Origin of the sequence: Chryseobacterium sp. Leaf201, assembly GCF_001421435.1 — a bacterium.
Lineage (GTDB): Bacteria > Bacteroidota > Bacteroidia > Flavobacteriales > Weeksellaceae > Chryseobacterium.
Genome location: NZ_LMKA01000060.1, coordinates 1 through 17,429, shown reverse-complemented (window position 1 = coordinate 17,429; position 17,429 = coordinate 1). Strand labels below are relative to the sequence as shown.

The 17,429-nt window shown below is 40.5% G+C and carries 11 protein-coding genes; 5 read left to right on the top strand and 6 right to left on the bottom strand.

The annotated features are described in order from the left end of the window. Positions 1 to 66: 66 nt before the first annotated feature. The 6 genes from ASE55_RS07190 to ASE55_RS07165 form a co-directional block, all read right to left on the bottom strand. Positions 67 to 471, bottom strand: a complete 405-nt coding sequence (locus tag ASE55_RS07190) for a hypothetical protein (protein ID WP_056217167.1) — start codon at positions 469 to 471, stop codon at positions 67 to 69. 5 nt (positions 472 to 476) lie between these two features. Continuing rightward, positions 477 to 920, bottom strand: coding sequence for a hypothetical protein (locus ASE55_RS07185; protein WP_056217164.1), 444 nt, complete (start codon positions 918 to 920; stop codon positions 477 to 479). Positions 921 to 991: 71 nt separating this feature from the next. Next, the gene (locus ASE55_RS07180) at positions 992 to 1,423 is read right to left on the bottom strand and encodes a hypothetical protein (RefSeq protein ID WP_056217162.1); all 432 of its coding nucleotides are present in this window, start codon (positions 1,421 to 1,423) and stop codon (positions 992 to 994) included. After that, positions 1,423 to 2,562 carry a beta-ketoacyl-ACP synthase III gene (locus ASE55_RS07175; protein ID WP_056217159.1) on the bottom strand — a complete coding sequence of 380 codons (1,140 nt, stop codon included), beginning with the start codon at positions 2,560 to 2,562 and terminating at the stop codon, positions 1,423 to 1,425. Before ASE55_RS07175 ends, ASE55_RS07180 begins: the two co-directional genes overlap by 1 nt. Before the next feature lies 1 nt (position 2,563). Further along, positions 2,564 to 3,478, bottom strand: coding sequence for a hypothetical protein (locus ASE55_RS07170; protein WP_056217157.1), 915 nt, complete (start codon positions 3,476 to 3,478; stop codon positions 2,564 to 2,566). Between the two features lie 43 nt (positions 3,479 to 3,521). After that, on the bottom strand, positions 3,522 to 7,175 hold the full coding sequence (locus ASE55_RS07165) for an MMPL family transporter (protein ID WP_056217154.1): 3,654 nt from the start codon (positions 7,173 to 7,175) through the stop codon (positions 3,522 to 3,524). 176 nt (positions 7,176 to 7,351) lie between these two features. Between ASE55_RS07165 and ASE55_RS07160 the strand changes: the two genes are divergently transcribed. The 5 genes from ASE55_RS07160 (at position 7,352) to topA (ending at position 17,266) form a co-directional block, all read left to right on the top strand. Continuing rightward, positions 7,352 to 8,353, top strand: coding sequence for a hypothetical protein (locus ASE55_RS07160; protein WP_056217151.1), 1,002 nt, complete (start codon positions 7,352 to 7,354; stop codon positions 8,351 to 8,353). Between the two features lie 2 nt (positions 8,354 to 8,355). Further along, positions 8,356 to 9,495: an EpsG family protein gene (locus ASE55_RS07155; protein ID WP_056217148.1), complete on the top strand. Its 1,140-nt coding sequence runs from the start codon at positions 8,356 to 8,358 to the stop codon at positions 9,493 to 9,495. 321 nt (positions 9,496 to 9,816) lie between these two features. Next, the gene (locus ASE55_RS07150; RefSeq protein ID WP_056217145.1) at positions 9,817 to 13,335 is read left to right on the top strand and encodes a T9SS type A sorting domain-containing protein; all 3,519 of its coding nucleotides are present in this window, start codon (positions 9,817 to 9,819) and stop codon (positions 13,333 to 13,335) included. Positions 13,336 to 13,473: 138 nt separating this feature from the next. Further along, a complete protein-coding gene (locus ASE55_RS07145; protein WP_128414520.1) occupies positions 13,474 to 14,622 on the top strand; it encodes a hypothetical protein in 1,149 nt (382 codons plus the stop codon). Between the two features lie 49 nt (positions 14,623 to 14,671). Then, on the top strand, positions 14,672 to 17,266 hold the full coding sequence (topA, locus tag ASE55_RS07140) for a type I DNA topoisomerase (RefSeq protein ID WP_056217138.1): 2,595 nt from the start codon (positions 14,672 to 14,674) through the stop codon (positions 17,264 to 17,266). Positions 17,267 to 17,429 lie beyond the last annotated feature (163 nt).

The following is a 17,429-nucleotide window of genomic DNA, read 5'->3' as shown; positions in this document are numbered from 1 at the left end:
AACTGCCTCATGGATTCTTCTCGCCAGAACAAACGGCAATAAGAATGGCTTTGAAGCATCTTTTATTTATTTTCCGCTGAAGTTTTTTAATTCATCTACTGAAATCCCGAATGTATCGGCATATTTTTTCAGTACAGATTCGCTTAGTGTCTTAAATACCTTAGGTTTTGTGTGCCTTTTAACACGCCACTGCCACATCCCGACATAAGCTGCCAAAACCTGCAGGTCCATTTTATTGAGTTCCATAAAATAGATAACCGGACTTACCTTATTGTCGGCAACATTCTGTTTTGCTTCTTCAATCCTTTCATGGATCAGCTCCATAGATTCATCCAGTGCTGCTTTTTTAGCGTCCCATCCAATGCTGTTGGCCGTGGTATAGTTATCATTTTCATCAGTTACATACAGGACTTCCGTCATGTTGGCTGATTTCATATTGCTTTCATCCTGGGGGAGATCTTGTTTTTTCATTATTATCAGTGCTTTATTTCTTGAATGAACAGGTTAATATCAGCCCGGATCAGTAATTCGTTATGATTAAAGGTCTCACAGAAAATATGGCAGATGTTTTCAAACTGGGAAATCAGGGATGCTTTTGAGATAATCTTGTCACCTACTTCCGGCAGCGCGAAAACTTCAATTTTTTTGATATTGGTAATAAAACCGATCACTTTTGTATCTGCTTCAGGGTTTTCAAAGAAGCTCTGGCCCAGGATTGAAGAACAGGTCTGGGCTAAATTTTCAATCAGGCCCGCTTCAACGAACTGATTATTATGGACAAAAATATTGTCTTCCAAGATTTCAAAAGAAGTCACCACCTTTTCCTGGGTTAACTCCAGGATATAATCCGTCATCAGCATCGGTTCCCGGTGCGGAAGAAAATTATGGATGTTGATGATGTTTTCGTCTTTGATTTCCATTTTTATTTTTTAATCCTAAATCTCAATGTTTTTCTGAACTGATTTTAATTTAATTCAAAAATAATTAAGATTTATTTTACCACTGTTTTCATCTGGGAACTTGCAATCACTGCATCATTAAGTGTCGTAACGGCATCTACCAGTGTTACGCCCATGATTTCATTCAGGATTTTAACTTCTGTCTTTAAAATATCCCCGGCTTTCGGCAGTGCATAAGCCTCAAAAGACTTGATGGCACCAATGTAACCTGTCGGGGCTTCTTTTCCCAGCAGATAAAATTTATAACCGGTGTGTAAAGCAACGCTTTGCGCCTGATGCTCAATTAGCCCCGACGCCTGAAAAATCCCGTCGTGAACAAAAATATTTTCCTCCTGAATCTGAAACCCTGAGATCAGCCGGTCTTCGGTATAATGGTCTATGCTGCTGACCATCACAAACGGGGTCCGCTGGGGAATCAGGCTTTCCACAAAATCCCGGTCGCTTACAGGCAGTGTGCGTTCCATTAGCAAACGGTTAATAATGCGCATGAATAAGCGAACCTTCCGCTTTCAGGTACACAAAGCAATACTTTTTCCCCTTTTTTCAGCTTTCCGGAATTCATCAGCTCTTCCAAGGCGATGAAAATGGATCCTGCACCGATATTTCCTACTTCGGAAAGGTTGTAAAACCATTTTTCCCATGGGAAATCCATTCCTTTTTTAGCAAATTCGTCTTTCAGCCCTTCTTTAAAATACCCTGATGAAATGTGTGCCAGTACATGGTCTATTTTTTCAGGATCCAGGTTGTGCTTGTCAAAAGAAGACCTTAAGCTTTCAGCCCCCTTTACCAAAATATACTGATCCAGGATTTTCGTATCCTGTTTCAAGGCAAAGATAGATTCTTTCAGCCATTCGTCTGAAGGATAATCTGCCCAGGATTTTAGGCTTCCGTCTTCCTGCTTTTCACAGCCCGAATACATACATGCTTCAATTTCATGGGCATAGGAATAGAAATCAATGAATTCTACCTTAAGCGAAGTGCTGTTTTCTCTCGGTTGGTTTTCCAACAGAAGCGCACCTGCACCGTCAGAAAGCATCCATCTGAGGAATTCCCTTTTGAAGGCAATAATCGGCCTCTCTTCCAGCAGTTTTAGGTTTTCCGCTTCGTGATTGAATTTATCTGCGGTCATCCAGGAAGAAAACCTTTCTGAACCTACACAGACTGCGTTTTGTTTTACGCCTGCTTTTACAGATAGGAAACCGTAATTGAAAGCATTCATTCCTGAATTACAAAGCCCGGTAGAGGTATTGATTTCGATAGACCTGCCTAAGTCCAGCTCTCCGTGTACCATAGAGGCGTGTGAAGGCTGGATCTGGTCTGCAGATGTGGTTCCGCAGGACAGCAGCTCCATTTTTTCTTTTGAAAAGTCTTCATCAAAGAGCATTTCAACTGCTTTAGCCGTGATCTGGGCATTGGTATGTGTGGGTTTCCCGTTTTTATCCAATGCGTAGTACCTCGTTGTGATTTTATTATTTCTTAAAATCAAAGACTTTGCTTTAGATGGAGTGTCGTTTATATAACCAAGATACGTTTCCATTTCGTCATTTGAAACCGGCTCATTGGGTAAGTATGTTGATGCTTTTGTTATAAATACGTCGTACATTCTATTTTAAATTAATTCCTTGTAAATATTCTCTTTGTTTCTTTCTTTTAAACCAGAACAGGGGGGTGGTCAGCAGGTGCGGAACCAACACGATGGGTGAAATAATCCAGATCGCAGCCATCAAATATACCTTAAAGAATTTGATGAGCAATGGGCGCTTTTCTTTTTTCCTGATGATAAGGTTAGACCATACCGTGAAGATTTTGTTGCCTACTTTTTCCACTCTTACCAGAAAGGGCCTGATTTCCACGGCTCCGTTTTTTACCAGTTCGGGCTGAAGACCCGTAAAATTATCCTGTGAAAAATGTTTTTCTATGATTTCCCCGTATTTTCCGGAGCCTGCAATTTCTTCTTCTGATACGCCGGCGGCCGGCAGCATTCCTGATTTCTCTTTTTTACCGGTAGTCATCCAACGGAGGATCGTCAGTACGCTGGTATAATTATCATGGCGGTCTACCAGTGCAATGTTTCCCACCAGCTGTGTTTTCAGATCTTTTAAATATACTTTTAATTTTTCCTGGGAGAGCATCCACATATTCCGGGTTCCGGAAATGGTAACAACGGGAGTGTCTTTAAGGATGTCTGCGGCATACTTGCTTTTCAGGAATGAAATAGTAGGGATGGAAGGGGTTAAATACCAGACCTGGTACCCGAATAAAATCAGATCAAATTTCTTGTTCAGCACCTCAGCCGGAGGCGGAAGAATCTCGCTCGGGATCTGAAGATAGGATTCCGGGAACGTATTAAAAAACACGTCGCTGGGCCATGGAAAAGGAAAATCCTCTTTCAGCCTGATATTATAATAAGTGACTTCATATTCCTCGTTTTTATTCTCAAACGGCCGGGCAATATTTTTTACAATATCTTCCAGCTGGCCGGTCTGAGTATAATAGAGCACAAGTATATTCTTTTTCATTAATTCTTTTTATCCGGGTACAAAAATATGATTTTCATATTTATTATTCAGAACTAAATATTTTTAAAGATCCGGAACCCCATTTCAGCCTGTAAACATCAGGGTTCAATCCATTTTCATCTGTATGGATAAAGATGACGGTTGGAGGAAGTCCGGCCATTTCATTAATCCTGAAATGATCATCAGAAACCAATAAGACATCAATCTGCTTTTTAATTTCGCCGGTATCATTTATATAACTGATCTTCCTTCTTTTTACCAGATAGTTCTGTTTGGCAATCTGCCGTTTTTCAAGGTCTTTTATAAAACTGAACACCGTTCTCCCCGGCTGCTGAAGGGTGAGCAGGACATCCTTCTGCCCGAAATCATCTGCAACATGCAGAATATTTGCATTCTTCGGAATATGCTTATTCAATTCAAAATAAACAGATTTGTGCAGGTTAAAATCCTTTTTTACTTCTTTTACCACTTCTGCATCTTTATACAGGAAGCTTAAAAATAATTTTTTCCTGAAATAATTTTCGTCTTCAAGTGCTGCTCTCAGCCTGGCAAACTCATCCCTGTAGTAAGCATTGATTTTCTTGGCTCTTTCAGAATAGCTGCTGCCGAAGCCTGCATCTTCTTTCATAATCCGGTCGCCGACTTTTACCGTAATAGCCCCGTCATAAATAATAAAATCCCCTTTGGGCAGTACTTCAGCATTTCCGTGGATGTAAAGCGGCAGGATATCCATACCGAATTCTTCTGCCAGATAAAATGCCCCTTTATGGAACCGCTTAACCTCATTGGTGTAAGACCGTTCCGCTTCCGGAAAAACAACCAGAGAGTATCCCTGATCCACTTTTTCCTTTAACTGCTTCATTCCGTTTTCAATGCCCTGGGAAACAGGGTAGCATCCCAATGCCCTTACCATTCTTCCGAAAACCGGCGACTGGTATACCCAGTCATTAACCAGGTAGACAACTTTGTGGGTAGCCATAGAAATGGCCAGTGTATCCAGAAAAGAAGTATGGTTTGCAATAATTACCGCGGGCCTGCTGAAATCCTCTTTTGTATTTTTAATGACCTTTTTCCTTACCCATAGATTCGTAAACAGCACGGAAGTTAAAAAACGGGCTAAAATTAATTTGATCAGGTTCAGGGTTCTCCCTCTGGAATTCTTTGTGAAATAACTTAAAAAGACAGAAAAGAACAGGCCTCCCAGTCCATAATATAAAAAGGAAAATACAGAATATATAAATAGCCTGAATGTAATAGGGGAAAGCCCTTTCTTTGCCCGGTTGGTAATCACCAGCCTGAACCAGAACGGGTATAAGGTAGAGGTAATAATGATGACGGAAAACATTCCGATTAAAGCAACCAAAGCTAATGAATGCAGAGCTGGATGCTTCGCAAAAATCAGTGATCCGATGGATAAGATGGTGGTGAAAACAGCCAGGATAATGGAGGTCCTGTAGGTTGGGAGCTCATTTTTCCCGGTGGTATGTTCCTTCTGCATGGCCTGGGTCAGGAAGATGCTGAAATCGTCTCCGACTCCGAAAACGAGTGTGCAGACCACGGTACTGAAAATATTCAGTTCCAAACCTAAGAAATAGAGGATTCCTGCCGTTACAACGCCTGTTAAAACAATAGGAAACATGGTGAGGATTGTCAGTTCAAAATTCCTGAAGAAAACAACGATGGTTAAAACAATGGCCAGCAGGGAATAATTGATCAGGGTATTAAAATCCCTTTTTAACAGGCCTAAAAAGTTCTCATTCATCTGCTGCCGGTCAATGGCCAGCGCATCATGGTTTTTTTCAACATCCCGGATAAAGGCGTCTCTTTTTGTTTCATCTACCTTTACCACGTTTGAAACGGTATAAAACCCATTTTCCTGGCTTAGAAATTCTGAAATCTGCAAAGCCTTCACTTTTTCATAGTCTTTCAGGCTTAAAGTAGTGTACGGCTTATTTAAATTTTCAGTAAACCGGTCAAAGGCCGAACTGTTGAACCCGAATTTATTGCCGTTACCGGTCAGTTCGGAAATGGTCCGGCTTTTTTTACCCGGATCCCAGAACTTCTGCCAGAGCTCAATTTTTCTTTGCTGGTCTTTCTCAGATAGAACAACATTCCCCAGAGAACTGTAGCTTAATATTTTGCCTTCTCTTTTTTCTTTTTCCAAGAACCCGCTCAGCCGGGAGTTTCTTGTTAAAGCTTCATCTTCAGAATTTCCGTAAGAAATAGTATAGATGGATTTTGAAGTGATGTCCGACAGCTTCTGAAGCTTTGCCTCGCTTATTTTTAAATCTTTTGGGATGTAATTCAGGTCACCGATATCTTCATTAAAGCCTACATGCCTGAACCCGAAAAGACAGGCGATGATAATAACGGAACATCCGATAATTAAAGGCTTGTTTTTTTCGTAAGGGTAAGATCCTATTTTATCAATGAAATTGGTGCTGACTTTCTTTTCCTGCGTTTTCGGTTTGTAAAGCTGAGGAACGATAATTAGGGCACTGACAGCTGACAGGATTACGGTGATGGCGGCAAAAAGACCCAGGTCTTTCAATGCTTCGGAACGTACAAAAACAAGGCACAGGAAAGAAACGGCCGTTGTAGCACTGCTTAATATAATAGGCTGTGTGATCTCCTTATAAAGCCCTTCGATATTGTTGTTGTGTTTATAGTGCGTAAGGATATGCAGGGCATAATCAATGGTAATGCCGATAAGGATGGCTCCGACGCTGAGTGAAATCGCCGAGATTTTATCTTTAATGAAATATAAGATCAGCAAAGCAAGTAAAACCGCGAAAACCGTCGGAAGGAAAACAATAAACGGAGTGAAAATATTCCTGAAATAGTAGATCAGGAGAATCAGGAGGACCGTCATGGAAATAATGACTGTATTCTGGATGTCTTTTTTAATCTGCTGGGCGTTCGCCACGGCAATTACCGGAGAACCGAAGTAACTGATTTCTGTTTTGCCTTTAAACTGACGGTTAAGTCCGTTTTTTATTTCGTTTAACTGATTGATGAAAACCTCATTGTTTTTGGTATCATTGCTTTTATTTTTCGGATCAATGAAAAGCAGGAGGTTTTTCCCGTCTTTTGTAACGATATAGCTGTCTTCAAGTTTAAAATCTTTGCTGATGTTTAAAGCATTGAGTTTCTTAATGCCCAAAAACGTAATTCCCAGAGGGTCTTTCCTGATAAATTCTTTGGTCACGAGGCTCGTGGGTGAAGACAGAGAGATATAATTGTTTTCTACCTGACGGGCAATGCTGTCTTTCTGAAGTTTTCTTTCAATTTCCTGATAATCTTCTTCATTTAAAAATAACGGGAGGTTTTGGTTGACAAAATCAAAGGTTTCTGAAATTTCATTATCGTTTACTTTCCCCTGAACCGAGCCTATGTATTTCTGCAGCGGTGCAACCTTATTTAAAAAGGCATCTGCCGTTTCTGAGAGCTGGAAACTGTTTTCTGCCGATTTGTTTTCGATGATAACAATAATCTTATCTGAAAAGTTAAGCTGTTTCAGGACTTTTGCCGTAAGGTCAGACTTTTCGCTTTTGGGAATAATCTGGTTAATGTCTTCTTCAAAATTGATTTTTGAAGCAAAAAATAAACACAAAACGGCTATCCCTGCTGCAATAAATGCAGAAAGGAGTCTGTTTCCGGAGATGAGGTAATATAAATAAATAAAAAAACGATGCATCGCATGTCAAATCAAGCTGCAAATTTAATTTTTTCGTGAAGAGTTCGATAAGTTTTAACTGAAAATCAACAAAATATTTAGGCGAAATGAAAAAAAAATCTACTTTTGCAAAACTTCCCGGCTGATGAAATACTTTATGAAACAAAAATCACTGAGCCAACAAGCTCAGATTTGGTATGTTTAAAATCTTTGATGAAAAAATAAACGGATTTTTATTTATAATAATTTTTCCCTTTTTACTGTTCTTTATCTCCTATTACGGGTTTGAAACTTCCTATGTGGTCGGTATCAAATCCTGGGAAAAAGCACCGGATTTTATGTTCTCTTCCGTATACGCATACCGGGTAATCCCGAATTACCTGAGTATACATGTAACAGATGCGGTAACTTTTACAGTAAATCATTACCTGCCTTTTGCAAAAAGTTTTCTCCTCAAGCAGGGCTCTCTGTTTTATCACAGCACTTTTCTCATCAATGTTTTCTTTTTTCTTCTTACCTCATTAGTCTTTCATCTTATTTTGAAGCTGAAGCCTGTTGCGCTTCTTGTCAATGAAAATGTAAGGAGAATGGTTCATCTGATCGCGGTATTTTTCATTGTGATCATGCAGTATGTTCCTACCAACTGTGACTTAATTGCCATCTTTTTTTATGTCTGGGGAATGTTTTTCACTCTGAAATATGCAGAGCGCAGGGCAAAGGCAGATTTAATCGGTTTGGGGATTATTGTTTTTATTTCAACACTGGTCAGAGAAACGGCCTGTCTTAATATTGCATTTTTCGCAGCGGTTTTTATCAGCTTTCAAAATATAAAAAATAAAAACTTTGCCTTTCTTAAAGAGGTTGTGCTTCTGATCATTGCTTTTATCGTTCCGTATGTGGCTTTGAGGATCCTCATTCCTCAGCATGCTTCATTTTTTGAAGGGATTTATCTGATTAAAAATATAACGAGCCCATACAATCTGATAGGGCTGCTGTTCGGTGTACTGGGGATTTATTTCAGCTATACATTTTGTGATGATACCGGAAAAACAATGATCAGGAAATATTTACTTTTCTCCATTCCTTATCTTATCATGATTGCTTTGGTGGGGATTTTCTGGGAAACAAGGTTGTTTATGCCGCTCATTCTTACAGGGATGGTAATGGCTTCTTATCAGTTTAAAAAACATTATATCTAACCATGCATTTATTACATCCTTATTATATCATTGCGATCATCTATATGATGATTTTCAGCTATCAGGAAGTGTTCAATGGCAGAGTGGATAAAAAATGGCTTTGGTTTTTAGGTCTGTATCTGATGGTGATTGCCGGGCTCCGGGATAATGTCGGTCCGGATTACGGAAGTTACCGCGGGATTTATGTGTATTCCGATACCAAGTTTTATATTTCCCTGTTCCTGAAAGCGATAGGATTGGAGGGGCCTCAGCCTGTGGAAGTGGAGTGGCTGTATGTTCTTATCAATAAGTTTTTACTGAATATTTTTAACGCGCCTTTCTATATACTCACTTTTGTTATTGCCATCCTGGCTATCTATTTTAAGGTGGAGTATACGGAAGAGAATACTTTTTACCCTTTTACCTTCATGCTGTTTCTGTTTATTCCCGGATTCTTTATCGGGGAAAGCGGGCAGATCAGGCAGAACCTGGGGTCTTTCATAGCCTATTTCGGGATAAGGTATATTAAAGAGCGGAAGCTTATCGCCTATCTTTTATGTATTTACCTCGCCGCGGGCATCCATACTGTGTGTTATGTGTTCTTGCCTATGTACTGGCTGGTGAAGATTCCTTTGAACAGGTTTGTGATGCTGGGAATGATCATTATTTCCGTATTCCTGTCGCCGTTTGAAGTGTACCGTTCCTTCGGAAGCATCATGAACAGCATTGCATCAGACAGTACCTTCGCCGTAGGTTTCAACGGGTATATGGATGAGTCTGCCGAAAGGCTGAACGGAGCCATTGGGATTCCGGAAGTAATGATGGCCATCCTTACGTTCTTCCTCTTTACTTTTGATGAAAAGATGAAAGAAAAGTTTCCCTATTATGAATATCACCGGGCTTACGTAGTGATTGGGGTTTGCTTTTATTTTATTTTCAGGAGTAACCCTATTTTCTCTTCCAGGCTTGCCGGATCGTTTATCGGTTTTGCCTATATTATCATCCCGAATGCCATGTATGTAACTTCTGAAGGGACTAAAAAAGCAATTTATTCATTCATTATTGCGCTTACCATTTTCAACTTTGTCGTATTCTCAAGCTTCAGAAATATTACCGCCGGAAGGTTTACCTGGGAACTTTACAAAAATCATGTTTTGCCTTAATTAAACGGTAACAGATTAAAGAATAATGAGGGCAGTGTTTATCAAACACTGCCCTCATCTGTTGTGTTATTTATACAGTCTATAATATTTCCCAATGTTAAGAATTGTTAATCTTGATTATTATTTTTTGTAAACTTTTTAATAAACCCTTTGTTTTCATAAAAAAATGATAAGGTCAAATAAGATTTATGGGATGATATCCTGTTTATGTTATCTTATTATTGTGTGAATTATTTTATTCATTAATTATTTATAAAATAAATTGATTTTCTTTGATAAAGGTGTAAATGTTGTATTTTTATAATACACAAAATTTAAAACATGAAGAAGTCAGTCATAAGTTTAGCGGCAGTATCCTGTTTTTGGGTTACGCAAGGGGTCTATGCCAAAGGCATGGAAGTGAAAACAAGTGGGAATTTTGAGATGCATGAAAAAGCATATTTCAAAAATCCGGATTCTTTAATCAAATCATCTGCATTTGCAGATAAAAAACAAATTATTAGTGAAAGTATAAGCTCTATTGGTTTCAGTGATTCATCTGATGTTGTAAAAAATACATCTAAAATTGTTGGTCCGGACTGGACCAAAGCACCTAACAGTTATATATTTGATCCCAGCCAGAACGGTGACGGCCTTTATATTCCTGTACGAAAAGCCTATGCCATGTGGGCACAGGACCGCTATATCGGCGGAGCAGCCATCCCTGCAGGGAAAGTTACCGCAGATGTTTTATGGGAAGATGTTCACGGGCTGATAAAATCCGGATCAGGATATGCACTGGAAGTGGTGGATGCCGGTGAAAATGCAAAAATCAAGGTGCCTGTCAACAAAGCTAAAAAAGGAAATGCCGTAGTTGTGTTCAGGGTAAACGGTGAAATTTACTGGTCCTGGCACATCTGGGTAACGGATGATCCTTCTAACGGCTCAAAATACAAGAGTTATCCTAATGTAAAAAGGGAAAGAGCAGACGGCGCCATTGAAACGATCCCTGATTCAGAATGGGGATGGATGGACAGGAACCTCGGTGCCGTAAGCGGTTCACTTACTGCAAATGAATGGAACAGGAATGGCGGACTGCTTTACCAGTGGGGAAGAAAAGACCCTATCCCGCCATTGGTACAGCGTGGAAATGACTTTTATGAAGTTTCAGGGTCCATTGGACGGGTACGTCACAGGGGGGCAAGAAATTTTACCGGGGCTACCAATTTTGATAATCTGAGGAGGTTTATTACACTTTCTAATGCCACCATTGCAAACAATATCCGTTTTTCAGTAAAAAATCCGCTCAGCCTTATTTATGTAAATAAAAATGATAATTCCGGAATTGCCTATTATAACAACAATACAAACCTTATGGTCAACTGGTTCGGGAGGATGCCGGGCCTTAATGACAGCCAGCTGCCTGAGCTGAACCTTTGGTCAGACAATTCCCGTGGCAAAGTAGACCTCAATTATAATACTGATGCCGCTGCCCAGCCTTACCGGGATAAATCTGCCTATGATCCGTGCCCGAACGGCTGGAGAATGCCTTCGGTTCTGGTCGCCAATTTATCTTCATCATCGTATGTGGATGATGTCAGGGTAGATTTCTCACCATTCGGCGTAAGGACCAATATGGGGAAAAATGTTTTTGAAGCCAACGGCTATCATAAAATAAAACCTACAGATTCCGGTGTGCCAAGCTTTATGACCAATTTTAAGCTTTATCCTAATTTTGGGTTTGACCTGTCCAATGCAGGAGGCCAGAATATGGGAATGTTTCCCGGAACCGGAGCTATTTTTTACAATGCTCACCAAGGGCAGTTTACAGATCAGCATCAGACCACCCTTTGGACAGCAACCATGACCAGAAACTTTGATACGACTCCGGCAGTCAGTGCAAGGACTTTGTTTCTGATTCCCGATAAAAGACAGCCTGATATTGCAGATCCCAACTATCCGGGCGTTCAGGGGAGATACTGGTATTTTCCTTTGGGAGGGAACCCTACAACGGATGCTGCGGGCTGCAGATGCATTAAAGATCCGTTATATGTAGTGAATGCTTATAATTTCCCTACAGAATACCTTCTTCCGCAAACAGAATACCGTGAAGGGCTTGATAACCCGAATACTTACCAGGTGGTAAAAAATACTTCGGCTTTTAACGTTGATATTCCGGTGAGTAAGGCATTTTCTGTACAAAGCCAGCTGTTGAATAATAAAGACATTTTAAATGCGGCTAATTTTAACAATCTTAAAACCAAAGTTCTCTGGACTACCAATACAAACCTGATTAATAACGTAACCGTGGTAAACCCTTCTCCAAGTTCGTTAGGTGCTATTGCCTCTTCCAAAATTACGGTTACCGTAAATCCCAATCAAAGCGGGAATGCCGTGGTAACGCTGCATAACGGAAGCGTGACCAATCCGGTGTACTGGTCCTGGCATATCTGGGTAACGGATACTGCGGTAGGCTCGTATAATTATACCACAGAGCTGCCGGTTTCTTCAGTGACCAATTATGTTAATTATACCCCAAAGTCCGATAATATTTTCCAGACAGAATTTATGGACCGGAATCTGGGTGCTATAGATGCTTTTCCGGTAGTAGCCAATCCACTGGCTCCTTCTGCAGCAGAACTGGCAAAGATCAAAGCATCTACAGGGATGCATTACCAGTGGGGAAGAAAAGACCCGATTCCGGTTTTCCAGTATGCGGATGACCGTGCTTCTTATCCGGTGTACCTGGGGAATGTAACGGCAAGCGGAACCACCACTTACAGTACGCTTTCTTTTGCATCCTATAATGATCTTGGAGGAAGCTATATCGTGCCTTACAATACCTATGCAAATGCGTCTAATGTTCTGGCAACGGATAAAACATCAGACAAGATTGCAAAAGTAATCTCTTACTCTGTAAGAAATCCTTTGGTATACATGGTTCCAAGCAGTTTTGCACCTTACAACGGTTCGGCACCGCTTTATACAAACGGCACCGACTGGCTGGCCAACGAACCGAATCTGGCTCCGGACCGATGGGGAAGAGGAGGTGAAAAATCACCTTTCGATCCGTGTCCTGAAGGCTGGAGGATTCCTGATCTTACCGGGGTGGCCATTGCTTCCGGACAGGATTTCGGATTTACGCCATGGTATAAAAAAGATAAGAATGTTGCTACGGCGTACAGCGTGCTTAGTGATTATGCAGGGCAGAGGGTAAGAAGAAGTTCTACGTTCAGCTATACAATCGGCTATACCTTTAATGATCCTTCCTACAGAGTGGGCAATTACCCTAATTCCGGATCGCGTGGATTCAGAAGCGTAACGGCCAACCAGCCTGCTGCAGGAACTTTTAATACCATTAATTTCCAGTATCCGGGAGTCTGGACGGCTGCATTGAACGGTAATTATATCGGAAGGCCTATCAATGTATTGTTTGATACCGCATCCAATGCCAACCGGATGATTGCTTTCCATGATAACAATGATCCTTATTTCGGAATGAGTTGCCGTTGTGTTAAAATTAAATACGATGCTTTCGGAAATGAAGAAGGTGTGATTCCAAGGCTGCAGGTTACCGCTTTGCCTACTGCAAGACCTTCAGCAGTCCTCAGTGAGAAAGTAATTCAGGAAACGGTTAAGGAAAAAATTTCGTTCTTCCCGAATCCGGTGAGAAGTGAGCTTTATATCAAGACACCGGATCGCAATGACGGATATTACTACCAGGTTTACAACATGTCCGGCCAATTGGTAAAATCAGGGAAATTTGAAAACGGGAAAACCGATCTTTCTTCACTGATTTCAGGCGCTTATTTATTAAGGATTAACGATTCAAAAGAGATTGTAAAGATTATCAAAGAGTAATCTGAGTATTAATAAATAGCTAAAGGAAATAAAGCAGACTTACGCTGAAATTCATTATTTTTGAAACTTGCAAAAAATGATGAAAATAAGCTGAACCTGCTTTATTTCTTTTTTTATGTTCCAATCTTAAAACACATTATGAGGCCAGCCCAGTTTGTTAAGTACGTTAATATCAAAGTTTTTATCTATTTTCTTATTGCGGTTACTGCCCTCTATACCCTTGTTTTTACCTGTTATTATAATTTTAAGGATGACGGATATATTCTTGCAGACTGGCTGATCAATTATCAGGACGGCGGTTTCAAAAGAAGGGGTTTGTCCGGAAGCTTCTTTTTCTTAGTACAGGATCTCACGGGTCTAAGTCTTAATTATATTGTTTACTTCTTTCAGTTTATCATCATTTCAGGGTTTTTCTGGCTGTATGCAAAGCTGATCCGTTACAAAATGACAGATCTGCTGTACCTGTCGCTTTTGCTTTCTTCAATTGGTTTTGTAGGGCTTTTGAACACGGTAACCTATGTCGGGAAAAAAGAATTTATCGTTTTTCTGTTGTTTACCTGGTTTACTTATCTCCTGGATAAAGGCAAACTTACAAGGTACCGGGAATACATTTTCTGCGCAGCGCTTTTCGTTACTACATTACTGCATGAAGTCGTGCTTTTTTATGTTCCGTACTTTGCCATTGCCCTGTATTTGAAAACAGGAAAATTTGAATATAAAAGATACCTGAAGTATTTTCTTTCCGTCGGAATCCCGACACTACTCATTTTATTGTTGGGGAAAAATGTAAATGAAGGAATGTCCCTGCAGATTCTTGCCAACCGGGGAGTTCATCCGGTATACGGGATCTTTTACTGGAATATCAATGAAAGGGATTATATTATTGAACATAAGAGCGAATATGTACTTTATCTGATAAGTTTACTTTTCAGTATTTTTCATTTGGGCTATTATTTAAAATTTCTAAATAACCGAAAGGTGCTGTCTATTTTATTAATTGGTGCTTTTCTGTTTTCGCTTCCGTTGTTTTACCTGGCCATTGATTGGGGAAGATGGATGTATATCCATATGATGATGATGATTGTGCTTTTTGCTTTATTATTGAAAGAAAGCAGGTCTGCGTATGGATTTGAGCGGATTGTCATTAATAAGAAATTCTATATCACGCTGGCTATTATTATTTTCTCTTTAATCTACAGGGTAGAGATGTCCGGGAAAGGGTTTACCTTCCAGGGGATTTTGTACAGGGTATGTATTGCACCCCTTGAATTACTAAATAAAATGTAATAAAAAAATCTATCTGATAAAAAAACTTTACTTTTGCAAAAATTTTAGGATGTCGAAAAATTTAGTAATCGTAGAATCACCGGCCAAGGCAAAAACTATTCAGAAGTATTTAGGGAAAGATTTTGATGTAAAATCCAGTTTCGGACATATCAGGGATCTGCCTAAAAAAGGAATGGGAATAGACCTGGCTACATTCAGCCCGGATTACGAGGTTTCTGCAGACAAAAAGAAATTGGTAACGGAACTGAAAGCCGCCGTGAAGAAAGCCGAAATGGTATGGCTGGCTTCCGATGAAGACCGTGAAGGGGAGGCTATTGCCTGGCATCTGTCAGATGAGTTAAAGCTGAAGCCGGAAAACCGCAAAAGAATTGTTTTCCACGAGATTACCAAAAATGCCATTCTGAAAGCCATTGACAACCCGAGAGATATAGACCAGAACCTTGTAAACGCCCAGCAGGCAAGAAGGGTACTGGACAGGATTGTAGGTTTTGAAATGTCACCGGTGCTCTGGAAAAAAATAAAACCCGGATTGTCAGCAGGAAGGGTACAGTCCGTTGCCGTAAGGTTAATCGTTGAAAGAGAAAAAGAAATCCGTGAATTTGTTCCTAAGGCAAGCTTCAAGCTGGACGGCATCTTTCTGAACCAGGCCCAGCAGGAAATCTCTGCAAAACTTAAGAAAGACTTTAACAAAGAAGAGGAAGCTGAAAAATTCCTGGAACTGGCGAAAGCTACGGAGTTCAAAGTACTCAATGTTGAGACAAAACCGGGAACACGTTCTGCGTCTGCTCCCTTTACCACCTCAACCTTACAGCAGGAAGCATCATCCAGGCTTGGATATAATGTGACCAACACCATGCGTATTGCACAGCGGCTATACGAAGAAGGGTATATTACCTATATGAGGACAGACTCGGTAAACCTTTCCCAGGAAGCCATTGAAGGCGCAAAAAAACAGATTACTTCAGAATACGGGGCAGAATATTCCGCACCAAGAAACTATACTACAAAATCTTCATCTGCGCAGGAAGCCCACGAAGCCATCCGCCCTACGGATTTCAGCGTAAAAAGTGTGGGTGATGTTCAGCTGAATAAACTGTACCAGTTGATTTACAGAAGGACACTGGCGTCCCAGATGGCCAATGCAAAAATTGAAAAAACCGTTATTGAAATCGGGAATGCCAAATTGCCTCAGAACTTCGAGGCCCAGGGTGAAGTGATTATCTTTGACGGGTTCCTTAAAGCATACGGCATCGTAAAAGCGGAAGACGATGATGAAGAAAACAATGAAAAGCTGCTTCCGAAAGTAAAAGTAGGGGAAGTTTTAGACTATAAAAGAATCACCGCAACAGAAAAGTTCACAAGACCGAGTGCCCGCTATACGGAAGCCGGTCTGGTAAGAAAGCTGGAAGAACTGGGAATCGGGCGTCCGTCAACGTATGCGCCGACCATTCAGACAATCCAGAACCGTGAATATGTTGATAAGAGGGAAATTGAACCTCAGACCAGAGAGGTGGTAAAGATTTCCCTGACAAAAAATAACATCAAAAAAGAAGTCCTTGAAGAAAAGTTCGGGGGCGACAAAAATAAATTCATTCCTACCGATATCGGTGAAGTGGTGAATGATTTCCTTACCGACCATTTCAAAGAAATCCTGGACTACGGCTTTACGGCAAGGGTAGAGGAAAGTTTTGACGAAATTGCAAGCGGCGACCAGAAATGGAAGCAGATGATGAATGATTTCTACTCGAAATTCCATCCGCGGATTGAAGATGTTGAAGAAAATGCAGACCGCGCCACCGGCGAAAGGCTTTTGGGTACAGATCCTAAAACCGGTAAAAATGTTCATGCCAGAATCGGAAGGTTCGGGGCCATGATCCAGATCGGGGAAACGGATGATGAGGAAAAGCCGGTTTTCGCTTCTCTGATGACCGGACAGAATATTGCCACCATTACGTTTGAAGAGGCTCTTGAGTTGTTTAAGCTGCCTTTTGACCTGAGTGAAGTGGACGGGCAGCCGGTTTCAGTCGGAGTCGGAAGATTCGGTCCTTATGTGAAATGGGGCGAAACCTACATCAGTATTCCGAAAGGTGAAGATCCGCTGTCTGTAGACCAGAAACGTGCGGAGGAAATCATCAATGAAAAGAAAATAGCTGATGCACCGATTGCCAGCTATAAAGGTGAGCCGGTAACTAAAGGAACGGGAAGATTCGGGCCTTTCATCAAATACAAAAGTATTTTCGTGAATGTTCCTAAGAAATATGATTTTGAAAATCTTTCTCAAAGCGACATCAATGAACTGATTGATGCCAAGCTTGAAAAAGAAGCCAACCGGTATATCCAGCAGTGGGAAAAAGAAAAAATCTCCATTGAAAACGGAAGATGGGGCCCTTTCATCAAATTCGGGAAGGCCATGTTTAAAATCCCGAAAAAATCGGATGATACCAAATATGAAGGCGAAGAACTGAAAGAAATTTCTCTCGATGAGGTTAAAAAATGGATCACCGACCAGGATCCGAAAGCTTTTGCAGAGAAGAAAAAACCTGCCGCTAAGAAACCTGCTGCTAAAAAGACAACGACAACTGCGAAAAAAACAACGACAACTGCGAAAAAAACGGTTGCGAAGAAGCCGGCTGCGAAAAAGTAATTGATTTCAAATCTAAATAATAACCCCTTTTGATAAATTCAGAAGGGGTTTTGTTTTTTTAACTTGTCATATTCATTTTATTTTTTTCAAAAACTTTAAGATAGTTGAAATAAACAACAGAGCTTAAATTAAAATATATGATATGTTTTTAGATGCTATTATT